This window comes from Spirillospora sp. CA-128828 (assembly GCF_050945415.1).
GTDB lineage: Bacteria > Actinomycetota > Actinomycetes > Streptosporangiales > Streptosporangiaceae > Spirillospora.
Genome location: NZ_CP191986.1, coordinates 4,286,741 through 4,302,011, shown reverse-complemented (window position 1 = coordinate 4,302,011; position 15,271 = coordinate 4,286,741). Strand labels below are relative to the sequence as shown.

Sequence of the window (15,271 nt, the reverse complement as noted above, 5' to 3'; positions counted from 1 at the left end):
CCCATGAGGTTCTTCTGTCGGCCGCAGCCCTTGCCTGACCGTCCTGAGCAGGAACACGAGTGCAGGTGTTCCTGGACGAGGGGCAGCGGCTCCTGGATTTTCACTGGCGTCGGGGCGACGCGTTTGAACGCAAGTCGCTGGGTGTCCTCGCCTTCACCAGCGTAATTGTCGCGCTCCTCACCACGAACCTGAAGATCGTCCTCGATCTGCCCGGCCACTACCGGATTGCTGGCCTCGTTGTGGGGGCGGCGGTGCTAGTCGCGCTCATTGGGAGCGCCGGCGCGGCGGCCGGTGCGCTGCGTGCCCGCGACACCAAGAGTGTCAACATCGAGGATGTCCGGAAGTTCTGGCAGGAGTACCTGGACCGCGTCGAGCAGGGCGGCGACCACACCGACGCTTGGCATGCCACCGGGCTGAAGCGGAGCTTGGTTGAGATGTTGCTGCACGGCAGGGCAGCCGATATCCAGAGCCCGGTTCAGTCGATGCAGGCCGACGCCGATAGCCGTGGCCGGTGGTTCGTCTGGGCGATCCGGCTGAACCTGGCCTCGCTGGTCTTTATCCTTGCGCTGACCGTGACGACGACCGTTGGGAAACTTTCGTGACCGGCAGCCCTCGCCTTCCTCAGCAGCCCGATCCTGCGCCGAAGATGCCAGCGCAGCCGCATCCGCAGACCGAGAAGAAGGGCGGGGAGCCCGGCGGGGTTGAGCGGCGCGGCTGATCACCCGATCCAGGTGACGCCGTGGATGGTGACGGTGCGGGCCTGGTCGTCGACGCGGACGTGGACGATGCCGTCGCCGTCGTCGAAGAGCACGAACCGGAACGCCTCGTCGTCCACCAGCGGGTCCGGCCTGGTCACGTCCCACGGGGTGCGGGCAACAGCGACGAGCACGTCCCACAGCGTCTTCCCAGCCCGCTCAGGGAGCCCCCGCACCTCGGCTGCGGCCTTAGCGTGGAAGACCGTCTCGAAGGCGCTCACACGTTACGGTGGCCGAGGACCTCATCCATGGAGACATACTCTCCAACGCCGCCGCGGATGTCCTGGTAACGCTGGTGAAAGTCGGGCTTGGCGTAGGCGGTCGCAAGGAGCGCCCATGTCTGCAGCAGCTCGCGGAGCTTCCGGTAGCCGGCGAGGTCATGTGCACCATCGACGGCGGCGTGGTACTCGGTAAGGAACTTGGCGCGCACCTGTTCGGGAAGCCGGTCGTGGATGACCTGCGGGTCCCGCGGGTCCGACGCTTCATGCACGGGCTGCGCGCTCATGGCTCCTCAGCCTTTAGTCCAGGTACTTAGCGAGACACTAACCGTACCCACAACATGCATGGTGTGTGTATGGGTCGTGTACGCCACTCCAGGGCACATTGGCTAGGTGGAGGGCACCTGCACACGGTTGGCCTGGACGGGATCCAGGTCGAAGCCGTGGAGCTCGCGGCGGAGGATCTGGCGTATGCCACGCCGGCGCCATCGTGGGGAACGGGCCCGGCATCTCCAACTCGACCCCGACCCGCCACGGCACCGCGGCGGCCTCACCCGCCTGCGCGCAGGGGCACGCCGCCGGCATCCTCGTGACCCTGCACGCCCGTGTCCTGGCCCATCGAAGCCAGGCCCTGCTCTAGGGAGTAGCGGGCGGAGGCTTCGGGATGCGACCGGTCAGCTTGTGAACTTCTTCAGAGAGCGCCTCTGTCCGGCGCTCAATCTCCGCTAGTCGCTCGTCGAGGTCGTCGGGCAGCTGGTCCATGATGCCCATAGTGAGGTCGTAGACCTGGTCTTCCTGCTCGCCAAGGCCGCCCTGGATGAGGTGCAGTTCTGGTGGCTCGGCGCTCGAGGTCGTCCTCGCCCACAGTGAACCATGCGATGAACCGGCGCGGTAAGGATGTGTTTGCTGTTCTCGGAGTCGTCGTCGGCGTACGTGACACCCGGCGTGACCTTCAGACCCCCCGGGTGCGGGGCTTGGTGGTCGACTGCGTCGGGACCGGGGCGCCGTACCGCTGGATCGCGGACTCCAGCATGACCCGCTGCCAGACGTCCGACGAGTACTCGATCGGGATCCAGTCGTCGATGTCCGCCGCTGCGGCACCGGCCCAGGCGTAGACGGGGGTCCCGTCGGATCGGATGGCGATGAGGAGTTCGCGGGTGCCGGGGGTGTCGTCGTCGATGGCCCACGTCGGCCTGCTGCGCGTGGGGCGCTGGGGTGTGGCAATGCGGGACACGAGAGACCTCCTGGCTGGCCCGCTGGACGGTTGACGTGCCCTCACGGGCTTGCCTGGTGGCCTCTCGGCCCGCCTGCCCTCTCGGGCCGTTCCCTGTCCTCACGGACGTGCCAGCGGTCCCTTGAAGGGGTCCGCGTCGTGTCAACGATAACCGCGTCAGTGCGAGTTGGCGATCACCCTGCGTGTTTCCGGGCCTGTCCGAACAGCTCCTTCATGACGTCGACCGCAGGCTCGTTGAAGCCCTCGGGCCGGATCTTGAACGAGTGGAGCCGGAGCTGACCGCCCTTGCCGTAGTCCTTCACCTTGCCGTCCATGTGGCGGTTTTCGTCCTCCTGGACGTGCAGCAGGCCGAGAGCCTCAAGGGTCTTGTGGGCGCTGCTGTATGCGTCCCGGCCGATCCCGTAGTTCAGAAGCCGGACCGAGCTCTCGATCTTCACCCACTCGCCCTGGGTGCTGAGCTGTGTCACCGCGAGGATCATCATCAGGACGGCCAGCTCGGTGTCGTCCAGCAGGTGAACCCAGCCGTTGCTGAACAGGCCGGTGGGCAGGCTGAACGTTGTTTCGGAAGTCGTCGGTATGACGTAGGGAGGGACGTCCCCCGTCTCTCGAACACCGCCTTCGTCCAGGAGTTGGAAGTCCTCGTACTTGCGGGACCTCATGCCCCTGTTGGGGAGGTGGACCAGCTGTACGCCGGGAGCGGACAGTGACCGGAGAGCTGTGGTGATCTGGCGCAGCTTCTTGTCGGACGGCAGCACGGCGACCTTGCCGGCCATCTGGGCTTCGACGGGGACGGCCACCAGGTCGATCCAGCCCGTGTCGTCCCCGCCTGCCCGCAGGTGCATGTCGTTTCTGGGGGTGCCCGATCTGGTCTGGATCTGGGCCTTGCACAGCGCGATCAGGTAGAAGCGGAGGGCGAGGCCGGACGGGGAGAGGATGCGGGTGGCGGGCGGACGCTCGTGCAAGGGTGGCAGGACGCGGTCTGATGCGTCGGCCGTGGACGGCCCCCGCCGATGGATGAAGCGGAGCCGCACCTTTACGCTCCGTGGCCACCTCTCCCCGGAGAGTTTCAGGCTGGATACGGCCCCGTCGATGTACCGCTCGACGATGAGGAGCCGTCCGTACCGGCGGGCGACGCGCTGGAGCTCCTTCTCCGTGGGCGTGAAGAACAACGAAGGCGGCAGTTGCGGCACGACTTTTGACCCCCTGGCCTGAACGTCTTAACCCGCCTGTAGATGCTTCCTGACATCGATCCATCATGGGTCACGTTCTGGCGGGTTAGCGCGTTCTCGCAGTGTACTCGCCTTCCGGGCGTTCCATCCGAATCATGGTGGAAGAGGCACCGCCGGTCATGAAGGACATGGCGGGCCCGGCCCCCGGATGCCCCCGGAGGACGGGCCCAGTGCGGTGCTGATCACTTCCTGCGAAAGGATCCGCGATGACAACACTAGATGCACCCCCAGGCGAGGCTCCGAAGCCCCCGTTCTCACGCGCACACTGCTGATCACGATCCTGTCCCTGACGGTGGCCGTCATCGTCGGGCTCGGCACCGGCATCTCGACGGCCGTCGCCGCCGTCGAGGTGTGGGGCGTCGAGCCCGCGCCCGCGATCGCGATCGGCTGCGTCCTCGGTGCAGGTGCGGCGATCATGACGGCGCTGAAGGCCGCCGTCGCCCTGAACCAGCTCGTGGCGGACAAGTCCGGCTAACCTCACGGACGGAGCTCGTGCCGCTGTCACGCGTCGAGTGGCCAGCGGCACGCGCCCTTCACCCTGCCGTGCTTCTCGGAGCGCAGAGGCTGGGCTCCGAGAAGGTCCGGCTTCCCGTAGCGTCTGCTCTCGGGCCCGCCTCTCGTGCTCGCCGGGCCGGGCCACCTCGCACAGCCGCACCCTGTCGTCCGGCGTCCGCTTGGCTGCCTCGGCCTCCCGCTCCCGGATCTCCCCCGACGTGCTGACCGCCCGCCCGATCCAGTGCCGTAGGTCGCGGGCAGCAGCGCGGCGAGGATGTTCCCGTGCGCCGAAGTCGTCGATACCGTAGCCGTAGGCATCGTTCGAGCTGGCGGTGATCGCCGCGACCAGCTCATCCGGTACGTCGTAGCGTTTCACCTGCTCCTCCTCGGGGCTCCGTATTCGCCGCGCTCGAGGCGGTCGCAGAGGATCCAGACGTCCCCGTACAGCGAGCCGTCCGAGGTAGCGAAGTACTGCTTGACGTCCCTGGCGATCGTGGCGCGTTCGGCCTCGCCGACTCGCCGCTCGATCTCGGGGACCACGGCGCGGAGCGTGCGGGCCATGGCGTCCCGCTCGTCGCCTGGAGCGGTGGCGTGCCGAGAACTGGTCGCACGCCAGGTTGAGCACCCCGTTCGGCAGGTCCGGGCGGGGCTCGGGCTGTCCGGCGCCCATTGAGGTGGAGAGCGGCGACCCCTGGGCCTTCTGCGCGCCCATGATGCGGACGCCGCCGCGGATCTCGTGCGCGTCGCCGCGGGGCGTCGAGGGCGTCGAGCCAGCCATGGCCGCCCCCGTCCAAAGGCGGTCGCCGGTCCACCGCCCCCGGCCGGCCTGCGTCGTGCCGGTGGCGTGGAGCGCCGACACGAGGATCGAGCGGGGCCGCTTCCCGGTATCGGCGTCGACGACGTCCGCGCTGCCTGCACCCGGCGTGTACGCGGTGACGCGGATCCGCAGCCGGTAGCCCCGCTCCCCGCACCGCTCGTACACCTGGCCGACCTTCACCGGCTGTGCGGAATCGGAGTCCTCGTCTGAGGCGCATTCCCCGGTCTCGTCGGACAACCAGATCAGGCCGCCAGCGCACTCCCACTGGTACTCGTCGCCCTCCCGGCGCTCCTCACCGGTCCACGCCTCACAGCCCTCGTGGTGCGGGCACGCCGCGATCACCGGCACTCTCCCCCGGTCGCGCGCTGGCCGGCCGGTCCGGTGACCGAGTCGACCCAGGTGCGGGCCGCAGAGGCACCCCCAAGGGCCGGGTCGGCCGTCTGAGAATCCTTCATCGTGGCTCCACGGACTTGCAGGGGCTGCTGTGCGGCTCGGGTGTGGCGGCGGGCACGTCCTCGCCCTTCACGGCCCACACCGTCAGCGTGATGATCGTGACCACCACGCAGATGCCGAGGATCCAGAACTCCCACCACGGCCGCCGGTCATCGTCGTCATGGTCGCGCGGCACTGAGGGCGTCTCTGCGGTCTTCGGAGGGTGGTCGCCTTCTCGCGGTGCGTGATCGGCCGTGTTCGTGGCGTGGTGATCGAATCCGGGGCGGCCAGCTCCACCCTCGTTCCGTCGGGCCTCCTCCCCCATCACCGGCCCGCCTGACCGAGCGCCTGGATCGCCTCCGCGATCAACCGCTGCCCTTTGCGCTCCTCCGCGACCTCCATGCGGGTGAGGTAGCCGTCCGCGTCGAACTCGGCGGCGATGTGCCCGGCCTTGGCCAGCGCGGCGAGGAGGTCCCCAGTCCCAGCCGGAGTTCCCGAACGGCCGCTTCCCCGAGAACCCCTCACCCTGGTCCCACACGACGACCAGGAGCGCCGTCAGGTACTCGCGGATCGTGGCCGCGCCGGCGTCGACGCTCTGGGAGACCACGCTGGACGAGCGGATCGCGATCGCGCCGCGCTCCCCCGTCCGGGTCCTGGACGAACTGCTGGTGGCCCGGGCAGCATGATCCGCTCCCAATCGGCTCCCAATCTTGGGTGCAGGCACCATGACGAATGGCAGGGGGGCCAGGTCGCCAGAGGACGCCGCGGCTGGAAGACCCGACTGTTTGTGCAGGTCAGCTACTATCTGACCGGTAGACCCGTGATGGTGCGGCCGATGACGAGGCGCTGGATTTCGGAGGTGCCCTCGAAGATGGTGAAAATCTTGGAGTCGCGGTGCATGCGCTCGACCGGGTACTCGCGGGTGTAGCCGTTGCCGCCGAGGATCTGGATGGCCTCTTCGGTGACGTGCACCGCCATCTCGCTCGCCATCAGCTTGGCCATCGAGCCCTCGGCGTTCGCGAAGTCCTTGCCGGTGCGCGCCATCCACGCGGCCCGCCACACCATGAGCCGGGCGGCGTCCAGGCGGGTCTTCATGTCGGCCAGCTTGAAGGCGATGGCCTGGAAGTCGCCGATCTTCTTGCCGAACTGCTCGCGCTCCCGCGCGTACTGCAGGGCGTAGTCGTAGGCGGCGCGGCCGACGCCGAGCGCCATCGCGCCGACGGACGGGCGGGTGGTCTCGAACGTCTTCATCGCGGCCTGGCCCTTGGCGCTCTTGCCCTCGCGGGACCGCGCGATGCGCTCGTCGAACTTCTCCTTGCCTCCGACGATCAGGTGGGAGGGGACGCGCACGTCGTCCAGGATCACCTCGGCGGTGTGGGAGGCGCGGATGCCGTGCTTCTTGAACTTCTGGCCCTGCCTCAGCCCGGGGGTGTTCGGCGGGATGATGAAGCTGGCCTGGCCGCGGCTGCCCAGTTCGGGGTGCACCGAGGCCACGACGACGTGGACGTCGGCGATGCCGCCGTTGGTCGCCCAGGTCTTGGTGCCGTTCAGCACCCACTCGTCCTTGGCCTCGTCGAAGACGGCGCGGGTGCGGATCGAGCCCACATCGCTGCCCGCGTCGGGCTCGGAGGCGCAGAACGCGCCGAGCTTGATGTCGTCGGCGGTGCCGAACATCTGCGGCACCCACTCGCTGACCTGGTCCGGGGTGCCCACGGCGGCGACGGACGCGGCGGCGAGGCCGGTGCCCACGATGGACAGCGCGATGCCCGCGTCGCCCCAGAACAGCTCCTCGAACGCGACCGGGATGCCGAGGCCGGTCGGCTCCAGCCACTGGGTGGCGAAGAAGTCGAGGGAGTAGATGCCGACCTTGGACGCCTCCTGGATCAGCGGCCAGGGGGTCTGCTCGCGCTCGTCCCACTCCTCGGCCGCGGGACGGATGACGTCCTTGGCGAACTCGTGGACCCAGTCCCTGACCTCGCGAACGTCCTCGCTGGGCTCAAGGGAGAACGGCGTCTGCTCGGCGGTCGTCATGATTAATTGACCCTCTCTCCAATAAACAGCTGTTACCAACGGTAGCACCAAGGTGCGTTACCACGGGTAACACCGTGGCCGGAGTCACAGCGGGAGAGGCGGTCATCCGGCGGCGTGCCGGTCCAGGAATTCGTAGACGTCCGCCTCGTCCACGCCGGGGAACGCCCCGGGCGGCAGCACCGACAGGACGTGCGAGTGCGCGCGCGCCGACGGCCAGGCCATGCCCTCCCACCGGTCGGACAGCGCCTTCGGCGGCCGCTGGCAGCAGTCGCCGTCCGGGCAGGCCGACTTGACCCGCCGGGTGGTCTCCCGGCCGCGGAACCAGCGGGAGTCTTCGAACCGGACGCCCAGCGTGATCGCGAAGTCGCGCTCGTGGCTGGGGTCGATGTGCGACAGGCACCAGTACGTCCCGTTGGGGGTGTCGGTGTACTGGTAGTAGACCGAGAAGCGGTCCGCAGCGCCGAACACGTGCCGGCCGGCCCATTCCCGGCACATCCGCTGCCCCTCGATCGCGCCGTCCTCGTCCTGGGGGAAGGCCAGGCCGTCGTTGGCGTACGCCTTGTAGATCGTGCCGTTCTCGTCGTTCTTGGTGAAGTGCAGCTCAAGGTCGAGGTGATGGGTCGCGACGTTGGTGAAGCGGTGCGCGGCCATCTCGTAGGAGACGGAGAAGACGTCCGCGAGGTCCTCCACCGACAGTTCCCGCGCGGCCTTGGCCTCCTGAAGGAAGGGGACGACGGTTCGCTCGGGCATCAGGATCGCGGCGCCGAAGTAGTTGGCCTCGACGCGCTGGCGCAGGAAGTCGGCGAAGTCGCGCGGCTGGTCGTGGTCGAGCGCGATGTGCCCGAGGGTCTGCAGCAGGATCGTCCGCGGCGTGTGCATGCCGAGCTGCTCGCGCTCCAGATAGATCCGCCGGTTGCGCAGGTCGGTGATGGACCGGACGGAACGCGGCAGGTCCTGGACGTACTGGAGGCTGAAGCCGAAGTGGCCGACCAGCGTCATCAGCAGCCCCTGCGACACCGCGCCGCGCCGGTACCCGACGGCGTCGAGGGTCCGGGACGCGACCTGCTCGATCTCGGCGAAGTGGTTGCCGCGTTCGTGCATCTGGCGGCGCAGCTCGGCGTTGGCCTTGCGCGCCTCCTCCGGGCTCGCGGTGGGCTTGGTGCGGCTGCGCTTCAGCTCCCCGTACAGCGCGAGGATGTGCTCGATGACCTCGTTCGGCATCCGCTTGCCGACCTTGAGGTGCGAGAGGCCGAGCGTCCGGTAGAGCGGGTCGCGCTGCGCCTCCTCCAGCTCGATCTCCAGCTGGGCGCGCCGGCTGGGCGGCTGGCGGCGCAGCAGCTCCTCCACCGGGCACTCCAGCGCGGTGGCGAGGGCCTGCAGCAGCGACAGCTTGGGCTCGCGCCGGCCGTTCTCCAGCAGCGACAGCTGGGACGGGGCGCGCCCGACGCGCTCACCGAGGTCCGCCAGCGTCATGCCGCGGGCGCGCCGCAGATGGCGGAGCCGCTGCCCGAACGTCACGAGATCTACATCACTCGTCAAGTTGAGGGGTTCTTCTGGCCGCAAGGTCGTCACCGCTTCATCATAGCGGAAATTTCGCAGTTCTTTCGTTACCCGCCAGTTCATATTGGGGTTGCGACCCGGGCATAGTCGACCACAAGCACCCAGGGGACGACACGGAAGGGCAAGACGATGAGCGACAGTCGCCTCAAGGGCGCAGCCGAGGAGCTGCAGCGACAGTGGGACACCGACCCGCGATGGAAGGGCGTCGAGCGGACCTACACGGCCGAGGACGTCATCCGGATCCGCGGTTCGGTCCAGGAGGAGCACACCCTCGCGCGCCTAGGCGCCGAGCGGCTCTGGACGCTCCTGCACGAGGAGGACTACGTCCACTCCCTCGGCGCGCTGACCGGGCTGCAGGCCGTCCAGCAGGTCAAGGCCGGCCTCAAGGCCATCTACCTGTCCGGCTGGCAGGTCGCGGCGGACGCCAACCTCGCCGGCCAGACCTACCCGGACCAGAGCATCTACCCGGCGAACTCGGTCCCGGCCGTCGTGCGCCGGATCAACAACGCGCTGCTGCGCGCCGACCAGGTCCAGTGGGCCGAGGGCCAGGGCGACACGCACTTCCTCGCCCCGATCGTGGCCGACGCCGAGGCCGGGTTCGGCGGCGTGCTGAACGCCTTCGAGCTGATGAAGGGCATGATCGCCGCGGGCGCCGCGGGCGTGCACTGGGAGGACCAGCTGGCCTCCGAGAAGAAGTGCGGCCACCTCGGCGGCAAGGTCCTCATCCCGACCTCGCAGCACATCAAGACCCTCAACACCGCCCGCCTCGCCGCGGACATCTCCAATGTGCCGTCACTGATCATCGCGCGGACCGACGCAGAGGCCGCGACCCTGATCACGACGGACGTGGACGAGCGCGACCGCGAGTTCACCACCGGCGAGCGCACCGCGGAGGGCTTCTACCGGGTCCGCAACGGCATCGAGCCCTGCATCGCCCGCGCCAAGGCGTACGCGCCGTACTCCGACCTCATCTGGATGGAGACCGGCACCCCGGACCTGGAGCAGGCCCGCAAGTTCGCCGAGGCGGTCAAGGCGGAGTACCCGGACCAGATGCTGGCCTACAACTGCTCGCCGTCCTTCAACTGGAGGGCGCACCTGGACGACGCGACCATCGCCAAGTTCCAGCGCGAGCTCGGCCACATGGGGTTCAAGTTCCAGTTCATCACGCTGGCCGGCTTCCACGCGCTCAACTACGGCATGTTCGACCTGGCGCACGGCTACGCCCGCGAGGGCATGACGGCCTACGTCGACCTGCAGGAGCGTGAGTTCGCGGCGGCCGAGAAGGGCTTCACCGCAGTGAAGCACCAGCGCGAGGCCGGCACCGGCTACTTCGACATGGTCAGCACCGCGATCAGCCCGGACTCGTCCACCACGGCGCTGAAGGGTTCCACGGAAGAGGGCCAGTTCCACTGACCCTCGGCGGCCGGTTCCACCGGCCCGTCCCTCCGGCCTGATCCCCAGGACCCCGAAAGGCCCCCGCGTCCCTACACCCGCGGGGGCCTTCCGGTATGCCCGGGCCCCCTCCCCTGACCCCTCCCAGGCTCCTCCCACGCCTCATCCACCCCGGCCACATGCGGCGATGGATCTCGACAACTCCCAATAAAAGGAGCATCGTGGGCGCGCTAGATGATCACTCGGAAAGGATCTCTGATGGCGCGTCACCCCCGGTCCATCCGGTCCCGGGCGATCCCCGGCCGGATGCTCCCGCTCGCCGTCGCCGCCGTGAGCGTCGTCGCGCTCGCACCCGCCGCCTCCGCGGACGGGCACAGCCAGAACGGGCGCTTCACCCCCGGCGCCTCCGGTGTCGGCGACTCCTACTTCCCGCTGGAGGGCAACGGCGGCTACGACGTACGCCACTACTCGCTGGATCTGCGCTACGACCCCGACTACGACCAGCTCGACGGCACCGTGACCGTCACCGCCCGGGCCACCCAGAATCTGTCGCGGTTCGACCTGGACCTGTCCGGCATGGACGTCGACAAGGTCTGGGTCGACCGGCACCAGGCCCGCTACACCCGGCGCGGCCAGGAACTGGTCATCACGCCGCGCGAGGGCCTGCGGAAGGGACGGACCTTCACCGCGGTGATCAGGTACGGCGGAGTCCCGCAGACCATCGTGGGCTCGCCGATCGTGTTCGGCTCCCCGTACGGGTTCCTGCACACGCCCGACGGCGCGTTCGTCGGCGGTGAGCCGAACGGCGCCAGCACGTGGTTCCCGGTCAACGACCACCCGAGCGACAAGGCCACCTACGACTACACCCTCACGGTGCCGAAGGGCCTGACGGCCGTCGCCAACGGGCGTCCCACGGGGCACCGTTCCGACGTCGCCTCGTTCAGCCGCCGCAGCGCGAAGACCCGCGCCGAGGTCTTCAAGTGGCGCGAGGACAGCCCCATGGCGAGCTACCTCACCACGATCGACATCGGCAAGTGGGACGTGAAGCAGGGCCGCACACCCGGCGGCGTCCCCAACTACACGGCCGTCGACCCGGTGCTCCTCGCGAACCAGCCGGATGCGGTGAGCTTCTTCTACGACACCACCAGCGAGGTCACCGACCTGTGGTCGAAGACGTTCGGCAAGTACGCGTTCAGCAGCACCGGCGCGATCGCCGACGACGCCCGCTTCAACGGCCAGCCGCTCGGGTTCTCCCTGGAGACGCAGAGCAAGCCGGTCTACTCCGCGGTCCGGAGCACCGGGACGATCGCCCACGAGCTGGCGCACCAGTGGTTCGGCGACGCGGTGTCGCCGGAACGCTGGAAGGACGTCTGGCTGAACGAGAGCTTCGCCACCTGGGCCGCGTGGTACTACACGGAACTGCACGGCGGCCGCAGCGTTCACGACGCGGCCCGCGCCACGTACGCCGCCCGTCCGTTCCCCGACCGTGAGGGCAACCCGTACTGGTCGGTGCTGACCGCCGACCCGCAGCGCGACACCATGTTCAACGACCGCGTCTACAGCGGCGGCGGCATGATGCTGCAGTTCCTCCGGGAGAAGATCGGCGACGAGAAGTTCCTGACCCTTCTCCGGACGTGGTACGCGCAGCACAAGTACCGCAACGGCAACACCGCGCAGTTCACGTCCCTGGCGCAGCAGATCTCCGGGCAGGATCTGAGCGGGTTCTTCAAGGACTGGCTCTACTCCCCCATCAAGCCCGAAATTCCGCAGGGCTGACCCCACCTCGGAAGCGGGGCTCCGGCGCGACGCGCTGGAGCCCCGCTTCTGTGCGAAATTACGTGGTCGCCCTTGCGCTGTCTGGCTAGGCTCCTGGCAAGTGGGCGTTCTTCCGTGGGTGTGGTGGTACGGCCTCCGCCGCCACACCGCGTACCCCCTCGGCTCCCTGACCGAGTCGCTGACCAACACGGCGTTCGGCTTCATGCGCGCCTACGTCCTGCTGGCTCTGTGGGAGGTCCGTCCGTCGCTCGGCGGCTACGAGGCCGCCGACGCCGTCACGTTCTGCTTCATCACCCAGGCCCTGATCGGGCCGGTCCAGATCTTCGGCGGGATGGACCTCACCGAGCGCATCCGCAACGGCGACATCGCGATCGACATGCACCGGCCGGTGGGCCTCCAGGGCTGGTGGCTCGCCGACGACCTGGGCCGCGCCGCCGGTTCGCTGCTGCTGCGCGCCGGTCCCCCGCTGCTGGCAGGGGCACTGGTCTTCCCGTTCCGGTGGCCGGCCCCGCAGGCCCTCGCGGCGTTCGCGGTGGCGCTGGTCCTGGCGGCCGTCGTCGGCTTCGCACTACGGTACCTGGCGGCGATGGGGATGTTCTGGCTGCACGACGACCGGGGCCTGAACGCGGTCACGTTCGTCATGTCGGTGTTCTTCTCCGGGATGATCCTGCCGCTGGTCGTGTTCCCCGGGTGGCTCGGCAAGGTCGCGCGGGCGCTGCCGTGGTCGGCGCAGATCCAGGTGCCGGCGGACGTGTTCCTCGGCCGGTACACCGGCGCCGCGCTGCCGGGGGCGCTGGCGTTCCAGGCGGCCTGGGCTGTGGCCCTGCTCGGGGCCGGAGCCCTGGTCACGCGGGCGGCCCGGCGGAGACTGGTGATCCACGGTGGCTGACCCCGTGCCGGCAGGACCGGCGCGCATGTACGGGCTGCTCGCCTGGACGTGGATCCGGGCGGCGGCGCAGTACCCGGTGTCGATGGCGCTGCTGGCCCTCGTCACGGCGGTCGTCTCCACCCTGGACGCGGCCGCGATCCTGGTGCTGTTCTCGCGGGCGCCGCGCATCGCCGGGTTCGGCTCGTCCGAGGTGCTCTTCCTCTACGGCACGTCGGCCCTGTCGTTCGCGTTCTCCGACATCGCCCTCGGAACGACCGAGCGGCTCGGGTACCACGTGCGGGAAGGGTCGCTCGACGCGATGCTGGTGCGCCCGGTGAGCCCCCTGGTGCAGATCGCGACGGAGGGCTTCACTCCCCGGCGCATCGGCAAGCTGGTCCCGGCGGTGATGGTGCTCGCCTACGCGATCAGCCGGCTGGACGTCGCCTGGACGCCCGGCCGGGTGGCGATGGTCCCGGTCATGGTGCTGTCCGGGACGGCGATCTTCGGCGGGCTGTGGGTGCTGACCGGCGCGGTGCAGGTCGTGCTGGTCGACAGCCACGGGGCGAGCAAGTCGCTGACCTACGGGGGCGCGTTCCTCACCCAGTACCCGATGACCATGTTCGCCCGCGACTTCGTCCGCGGGGTGACGTTCGTCGTCCCGCTGGCGTTCGTCAACTGGCAGCCCGCGCTGTACGTCCTGGACCGTCCCGACCCGCTCGGGCTGCCGGGCGCGGTCCGGTTCGCGTCCCCCGCGGTCGCCGCCGTGCTGGGCGCGGTCGCGGCGCTGGCGTGGCGGGCGGGGCTGCGGCACTACCGGTCGACGGGGAGCTGATGCCGATGGCGATGATCGAGGCCGAGAACGTCGTCAAATCGTTCACCGTCCGGACGCGTGCGGGCCTGCTGCGGCGGACGCGGACGTCCCTGCACGCCGTGGACGGCGTGTCGTTCACCGTCGAGCCGGGCGAGTTCGTCGGGTACCTCGGCCCGAACGGCGCCGGGAAGTCCACGACGATCAAGATGCTGACCGGGATCCTCACCGCGTCGTCCGGCACCCTGCGCGTGTGCGGGCTCGACCCGTCGCGGCGGCGCACGACGCTCGCCCGCCGCATCGGGGTCGTCTTCGGGCAGCGCACGACGCTGTGGTGGGACCTTCCGCTGCGCGACAGCCTGGCCCTCGTCCGCCGGCTCTACCGGGTCGAGGCCGCGGCGCACCAGGCGCGGCTCGCGGAGCTGACCGCGCTGCTGGAGCTGGAGCCGTTCCTCGGCACCCCGGTCCGGCAGCTCAGCCTCGGCCAGCGGATGCGCGGCGACCTGGCCGCCGCGCTCCTGCACGACCCGGAGCTGCTCGTCCTGGACGAGCCGACGATCGGCCTGGACGTGGTGAGCAAGGCGACCGTCCGCGACTTCCTGGAACGCGTCAACGCCGAACGCGGCACCACGATCCTGCTGACCACGCACGACCTCGGCGACATCGAGCGGCTCTGCCGCCGCGTCATGATCATCGACCATGGCCGGCTCGCCTACGACGGCGGCCTGGACGAGCTGCGCCGCACCGTGGACGCCGACCGGCTCCTGGTCGTGGAGCTGGCCCGGCCGGGCCCGCCGATCACGCTGGACGGGATCGTGGCCGAGCGGGTGGAGGGGCCGCGGCAGTGGCTGCGGCTGCCGCGCTCGGCGAACGCGGCGGCGGTCGTGGCCGAGCTGGCACGCGACCATGAGGTCCGCGACATCTCCCTACGGGAGGCCGGCATCGAGGAGGTCCTGGCGGGCCTCTACCGCGGCGACCACGCGTACTGGTGCTCGGGACGCCCGGTCGCGCCGTAGCGGAGCGTCACCACGACCCGCCCGGCCTGGGCGAGGGCGGCGAGGTAGCGCTGGGCCGTGGCGCGGGAGATGCCGACCTGGTCGGCGATCTCGGCGGCGGACCGCGGCTCGTCCGCCCGCCGCAGCGCGTCGGCGATCAGCCGTGTCGTCACCGGCGACTGGCCCTTCGGCGCGGGCGGCTGGCCGTGCAGCGGCGCGTACAGGGCGCGGACCGCGCCGTCCAGGGCCACCTGGGACAGGTCGTTCTCGCCGGACAGCGCCTCACGGTACCGGGCGTAGGCGGTGAGCCGCGCGTTCAGCGCAGCGGCGGTGAACGGCTTGACCAGGTAGTGCAGGGCGCCGTGCCGGAACGCCTCCCGGACGACGGCGGGGTCGGCCGCCGCGGTCGCCATGATGACGTCCGCGTCCAGCTCGGGCAGCAGGGTCAGGCCCGAGGCGTCCGGCAGGTAGACGTCCAGCAGGACGAGCGCGGGCGCCAGCTCGGCGGCCTTGGACCTCGCCTGCGCCGCGGTGTGCGCGAGCCCGGCGACGGAGAACCCGCGCAGCGCCGCCACGAAACCGGCGTGCACCTGCGCGACGCGGAAGTCGTCGTCCACCACCAGCACGTCGATCATGGCCTCGCCTCATTCATGCCCGCCCC

General features: G+C 69.8%; 18 protein-coding genes. 8 read left to right on the top strand and 10 right to left on the bottom strand.

What is annotated here, in order from left to right:
* Positions 1 to 59: 59 nt before the first annotated feature.
* Positions 60 to 602 (top strand): hypothetical protein, encoded by a 543-nt coding sequence (locus ACQPXG_RS21085; RefSeq protein WP_433469407.1) that lies wholly within the window; start codon positions 60 to 62, stop codon positions 600 to 602.
* Between the two features lie 116 nt (positions 603 to 718).
* Here the strand turns inward: ACQPXG_RS21085 and ACQPXG_RS21080 are convergent, their stop codons facing one another.
* A complete protein-coding gene (locus ACQPXG_RS21080; RefSeq protein WP_433469406.1) occupies positions 719 to 976 on the bottom strand; it encodes a hypothetical protein in 258 nt (85 codons plus the stop codon).
* The gene (locus ACQPXG_RS21075) at positions 973 to 1,260 is read right to left on the bottom strand and encodes a DUF6247 family protein (RefSeq protein WP_433469405.1); all 288 of its coding nucleotides are present in this window, start codon (positions 1,258 to 1,260) and stop codon (positions 973 to 975) included. Before ACQPXG_RS21075 ends, ACQPXG_RS21080 begins: the two co-directional genes overlap by 4 nt.
* Positions 1,261 to 1,463: 203 nt before the next feature.
* Here ACQPXG_RS21075 and ACQPXG_RS21070 point away from each other — a divergent pair, with 203 nt between their 5' ends.
* Positions 1,464 to 1,613, top strand: coding sequence for a hypothetical protein (locus tag ACQPXG_RS21070; protein ID WP_433469404.1), 150 nt, complete (start codon positions 1,464 to 1,466; stop codon positions 1,611 to 1,613).
* Between the two features lie 312 nt (positions 1,614 to 1,925).
* Here the strand turns inward: ACQPXG_RS21070 and ACQPXG_RS21065 are convergent, their stop codons facing one another.
* Both ACQPXG_RS21065 and ACQPXG_RS21060 read right to left on the bottom strand, forming a co-directional pair.
* Complete coding sequence (locus tag ACQPXG_RS21065; protein ID WP_433469403.1) at positions 1,926 to 2,207, bottom strand: hypothetical protein; 282 nt, start codon at positions 2,205 to 2,207, stop codon at positions 1,926 to 1,928.
* Between the two features lie 173 nt (positions 2,208 to 2,380).
* Entirely contained in the window at positions 2,381 to 3,397 is a 1,017-nt protein-coding gene (locus tag ACQPXG_RS21060; protein ID WP_433469402.1) for a hypothetical protein, read from the bottom strand.
* 331 nt (positions 3,398 to 3,728) lie between these two features.
* Here ACQPXG_RS21060 and ACQPXG_RS21055 point away from each other — a divergent pair, with 331 nt between their 5' ends.
* A complete protein-coding gene (locus ACQPXG_RS21055; RefSeq protein WP_433469401.1) occupies positions 3,729 to 3,911 on the top strand; it encodes a hypothetical protein in 183 nt (60 codons plus the stop codon).
* Positions 3,912 to 4,303: 392 nt separating this feature from the next.
* Here ACQPXG_RS21055 and ACQPXG_RS21050 read toward each other — a convergent pair whose 3' ends face one another.
* From ACQPXG_RS21050 to ACQPXG_RS21030, 5 genes are all read right to left on the bottom strand, one after another.
* Entirely contained in the window at positions 4,304 to 4,492 is a 189-nt protein-coding gene (locus tag ACQPXG_RS21050) for a hypothetical protein (protein WP_433469400.1), read from the bottom strand.
* Between the two features lie 707 nt (positions 4,493 to 5,199).
* Positions 5,200 to 5,376 carry a hypothetical protein gene (locus ACQPXG_RS21045; RefSeq protein ID WP_433469399.1) on the bottom strand — a complete coding sequence of 59 codons (177 nt, stop codon included), beginning with the start codon at positions 5,374 to 5,376 and terminating at the stop codon, positions 5,200 to 5,202.
* 128 nt (positions 5,377 to 5,504) lie between these two features.
* Positions 5,505 to 5,705: a hypothetical protein gene (locus ACQPXG_RS21040; RefSeq protein WP_433469398.1), complete on the bottom strand. Its 201-nt coding sequence runs from the start codon at positions 5,703 to 5,705 to the stop codon at positions 5,505 to 5,507.
* A 276-nt stretch (positions 5,706 to 5,981) separates the two neighbouring features.
* On the bottom strand, positions 5,982 to 7,211 hold the full coding sequence (locus ACQPXG_RS21035) for an acyl-CoA dehydrogenase family protein (protein WP_433469397.1): 1,230 nt from the start codon (positions 7,209 to 7,211) through the stop codon (positions 5,982 to 5,984).
* A 102-nt stretch (positions 7,212 to 7,313) separates the two neighbouring features.
* Positions 7,314 to 8,750, bottom strand: coding sequence for a helix-turn-helix domain-containing protein (locus ACQPXG_RS21030; protein ID WP_433469396.1), 1,437 nt, complete (start codon positions 8,748 to 8,750; stop codon positions 7,314 to 7,316).
* Positions 8,751 to 8,900: 150 nt separating this feature from the next.
* Here ACQPXG_RS21030 and aceA point away from each other — a divergent pair, with 150 nt between their 5' ends.
* From aceA to ACQPXG_RS21005, 5 genes are all read left to right on the top strand, one after another.
* Complete coding sequence (gene aceA / locus ACQPXG_RS21025) at positions 8,901 to 10,184, top strand: isocitrate lyase (protein WP_433469395.1); 1,284 nt, start codon at positions 8,901 to 8,903, stop codon at positions 10,182 to 10,184.
* A gap of 237 nt (positions 10,185 to 10,421) precedes the next feature.
* Complete coding sequence (locus ACQPXG_RS21020) at positions 10,422 to 11,939, top strand: M1 family metallopeptidase (RefSeq protein WP_433469394.1); 1,518 nt, start codon at positions 10,422 to 10,424, stop codon at positions 11,937 to 11,939.
* Positions 11,940 to 12,039: 100 nt separating this feature from the next.
* On the top strand, positions 12,040 to 12,828 hold the full coding sequence (locus ACQPXG_RS21015; RefSeq protein WP_433469393.1) for an ABC transporter permease: 789 nt from the start codon (positions 12,040 to 12,042) through the stop codon (positions 12,826 to 12,828).
* A gap of 25 nt (positions 12,829 to 12,853) precedes the next feature.
* Positions 12,854 to 13,639 (top strand): ABC transporter permease, encoded by a 786-nt coding sequence (locus ACQPXG_RS21010; RefSeq protein ID WP_433470021.1) that lies wholly within the window; start codon positions 12,854 to 12,856, stop codon positions 13,637 to 13,639.
* A gap of 11 nt (positions 13,640 to 13,650) precedes the next feature.
* Positions 13,651 to 14,631, top strand: coding sequence for an ABC transporter ATP-binding protein (locus ACQPXG_RS21005; protein WP_433470020.1), 981 nt, complete (start codon positions 13,651 to 13,653; stop codon positions 14,629 to 14,631).
* Here ACQPXG_RS21005 and ACQPXG_RS21000 read toward each other — a convergent pair.
* Positions 14,580 to 15,245: a response regulator gene (locus ACQPXG_RS21000; RefSeq protein ID WP_433469392.1), complete on the bottom strand. Its 666-nt coding sequence runs from the start codon at positions 15,243 to 15,245 to the stop codon at positions 14,580 to 14,582. The genes ACQPXG_RS21005 and ACQPXG_RS21000 overlap by 52 nt on opposite strands.
* Positions 15,246 to 15,271 lie beyond the last annotated feature (26 nt).

Coding starts and splice junctions, on each gene's coding strand:
- ACQPXG_RS21075 (WP_433469405.1), bottom strand. CDS start 1,260: ATGAGCGCGCAGCCCGTGCATGAAGCGTCGGACCCGCGGGACCCGCAG.
- ACQPXG_RS21005 (WP_433470020.1), top strand. CDS start 13,651: ATGATCGAGGCCGAGAACGTCGTCAAATCGTTCACCGTCCGGACGCGT.
- aceA (WP_433469395.1), top strand. CDS start 8,901: ATGAGCGACAGTCGCCTCAAGGGCGCAGCCGAGGAGCTGCAGCGACAG.
- ACQPXG_RS21000 (WP_433469392.1), bottom strand. CDS start 15,245: ATGATCGACGTGCTGGTGGTGGACGACGACTTCCGCGTCGCGCAGGTG.
- ACQPXG_RS21010 (WP_433470021.1), top strand. CDS start 12,854: ATGTACGGGCTGCTCGCCTGGACGTGGATCCGGGCGGCGGCGCAGTAC.
- ACQPXG_RS21050 (WP_433469400.1), bottom strand. CDS start 4,492: ATGGCCCGCACGCTCCGCGCCGTGGTCCCCGAGATCGAGCGGCGAGTC.
- ACQPXG_RS21020 (WP_433469394.1), top strand. CDS start 10,422: ATGGCGCGTCACCCCCGGTCCATCCGGTCCCGGGCGATCCCCGGCCGG.
- ACQPXG_RS21035 (WP_433469397.1), bottom strand. CDS start 7,211: ATGACGACCGCCGAGCAGACGCCGTTCTCCCTTGAGCCCAGCGAGGAC.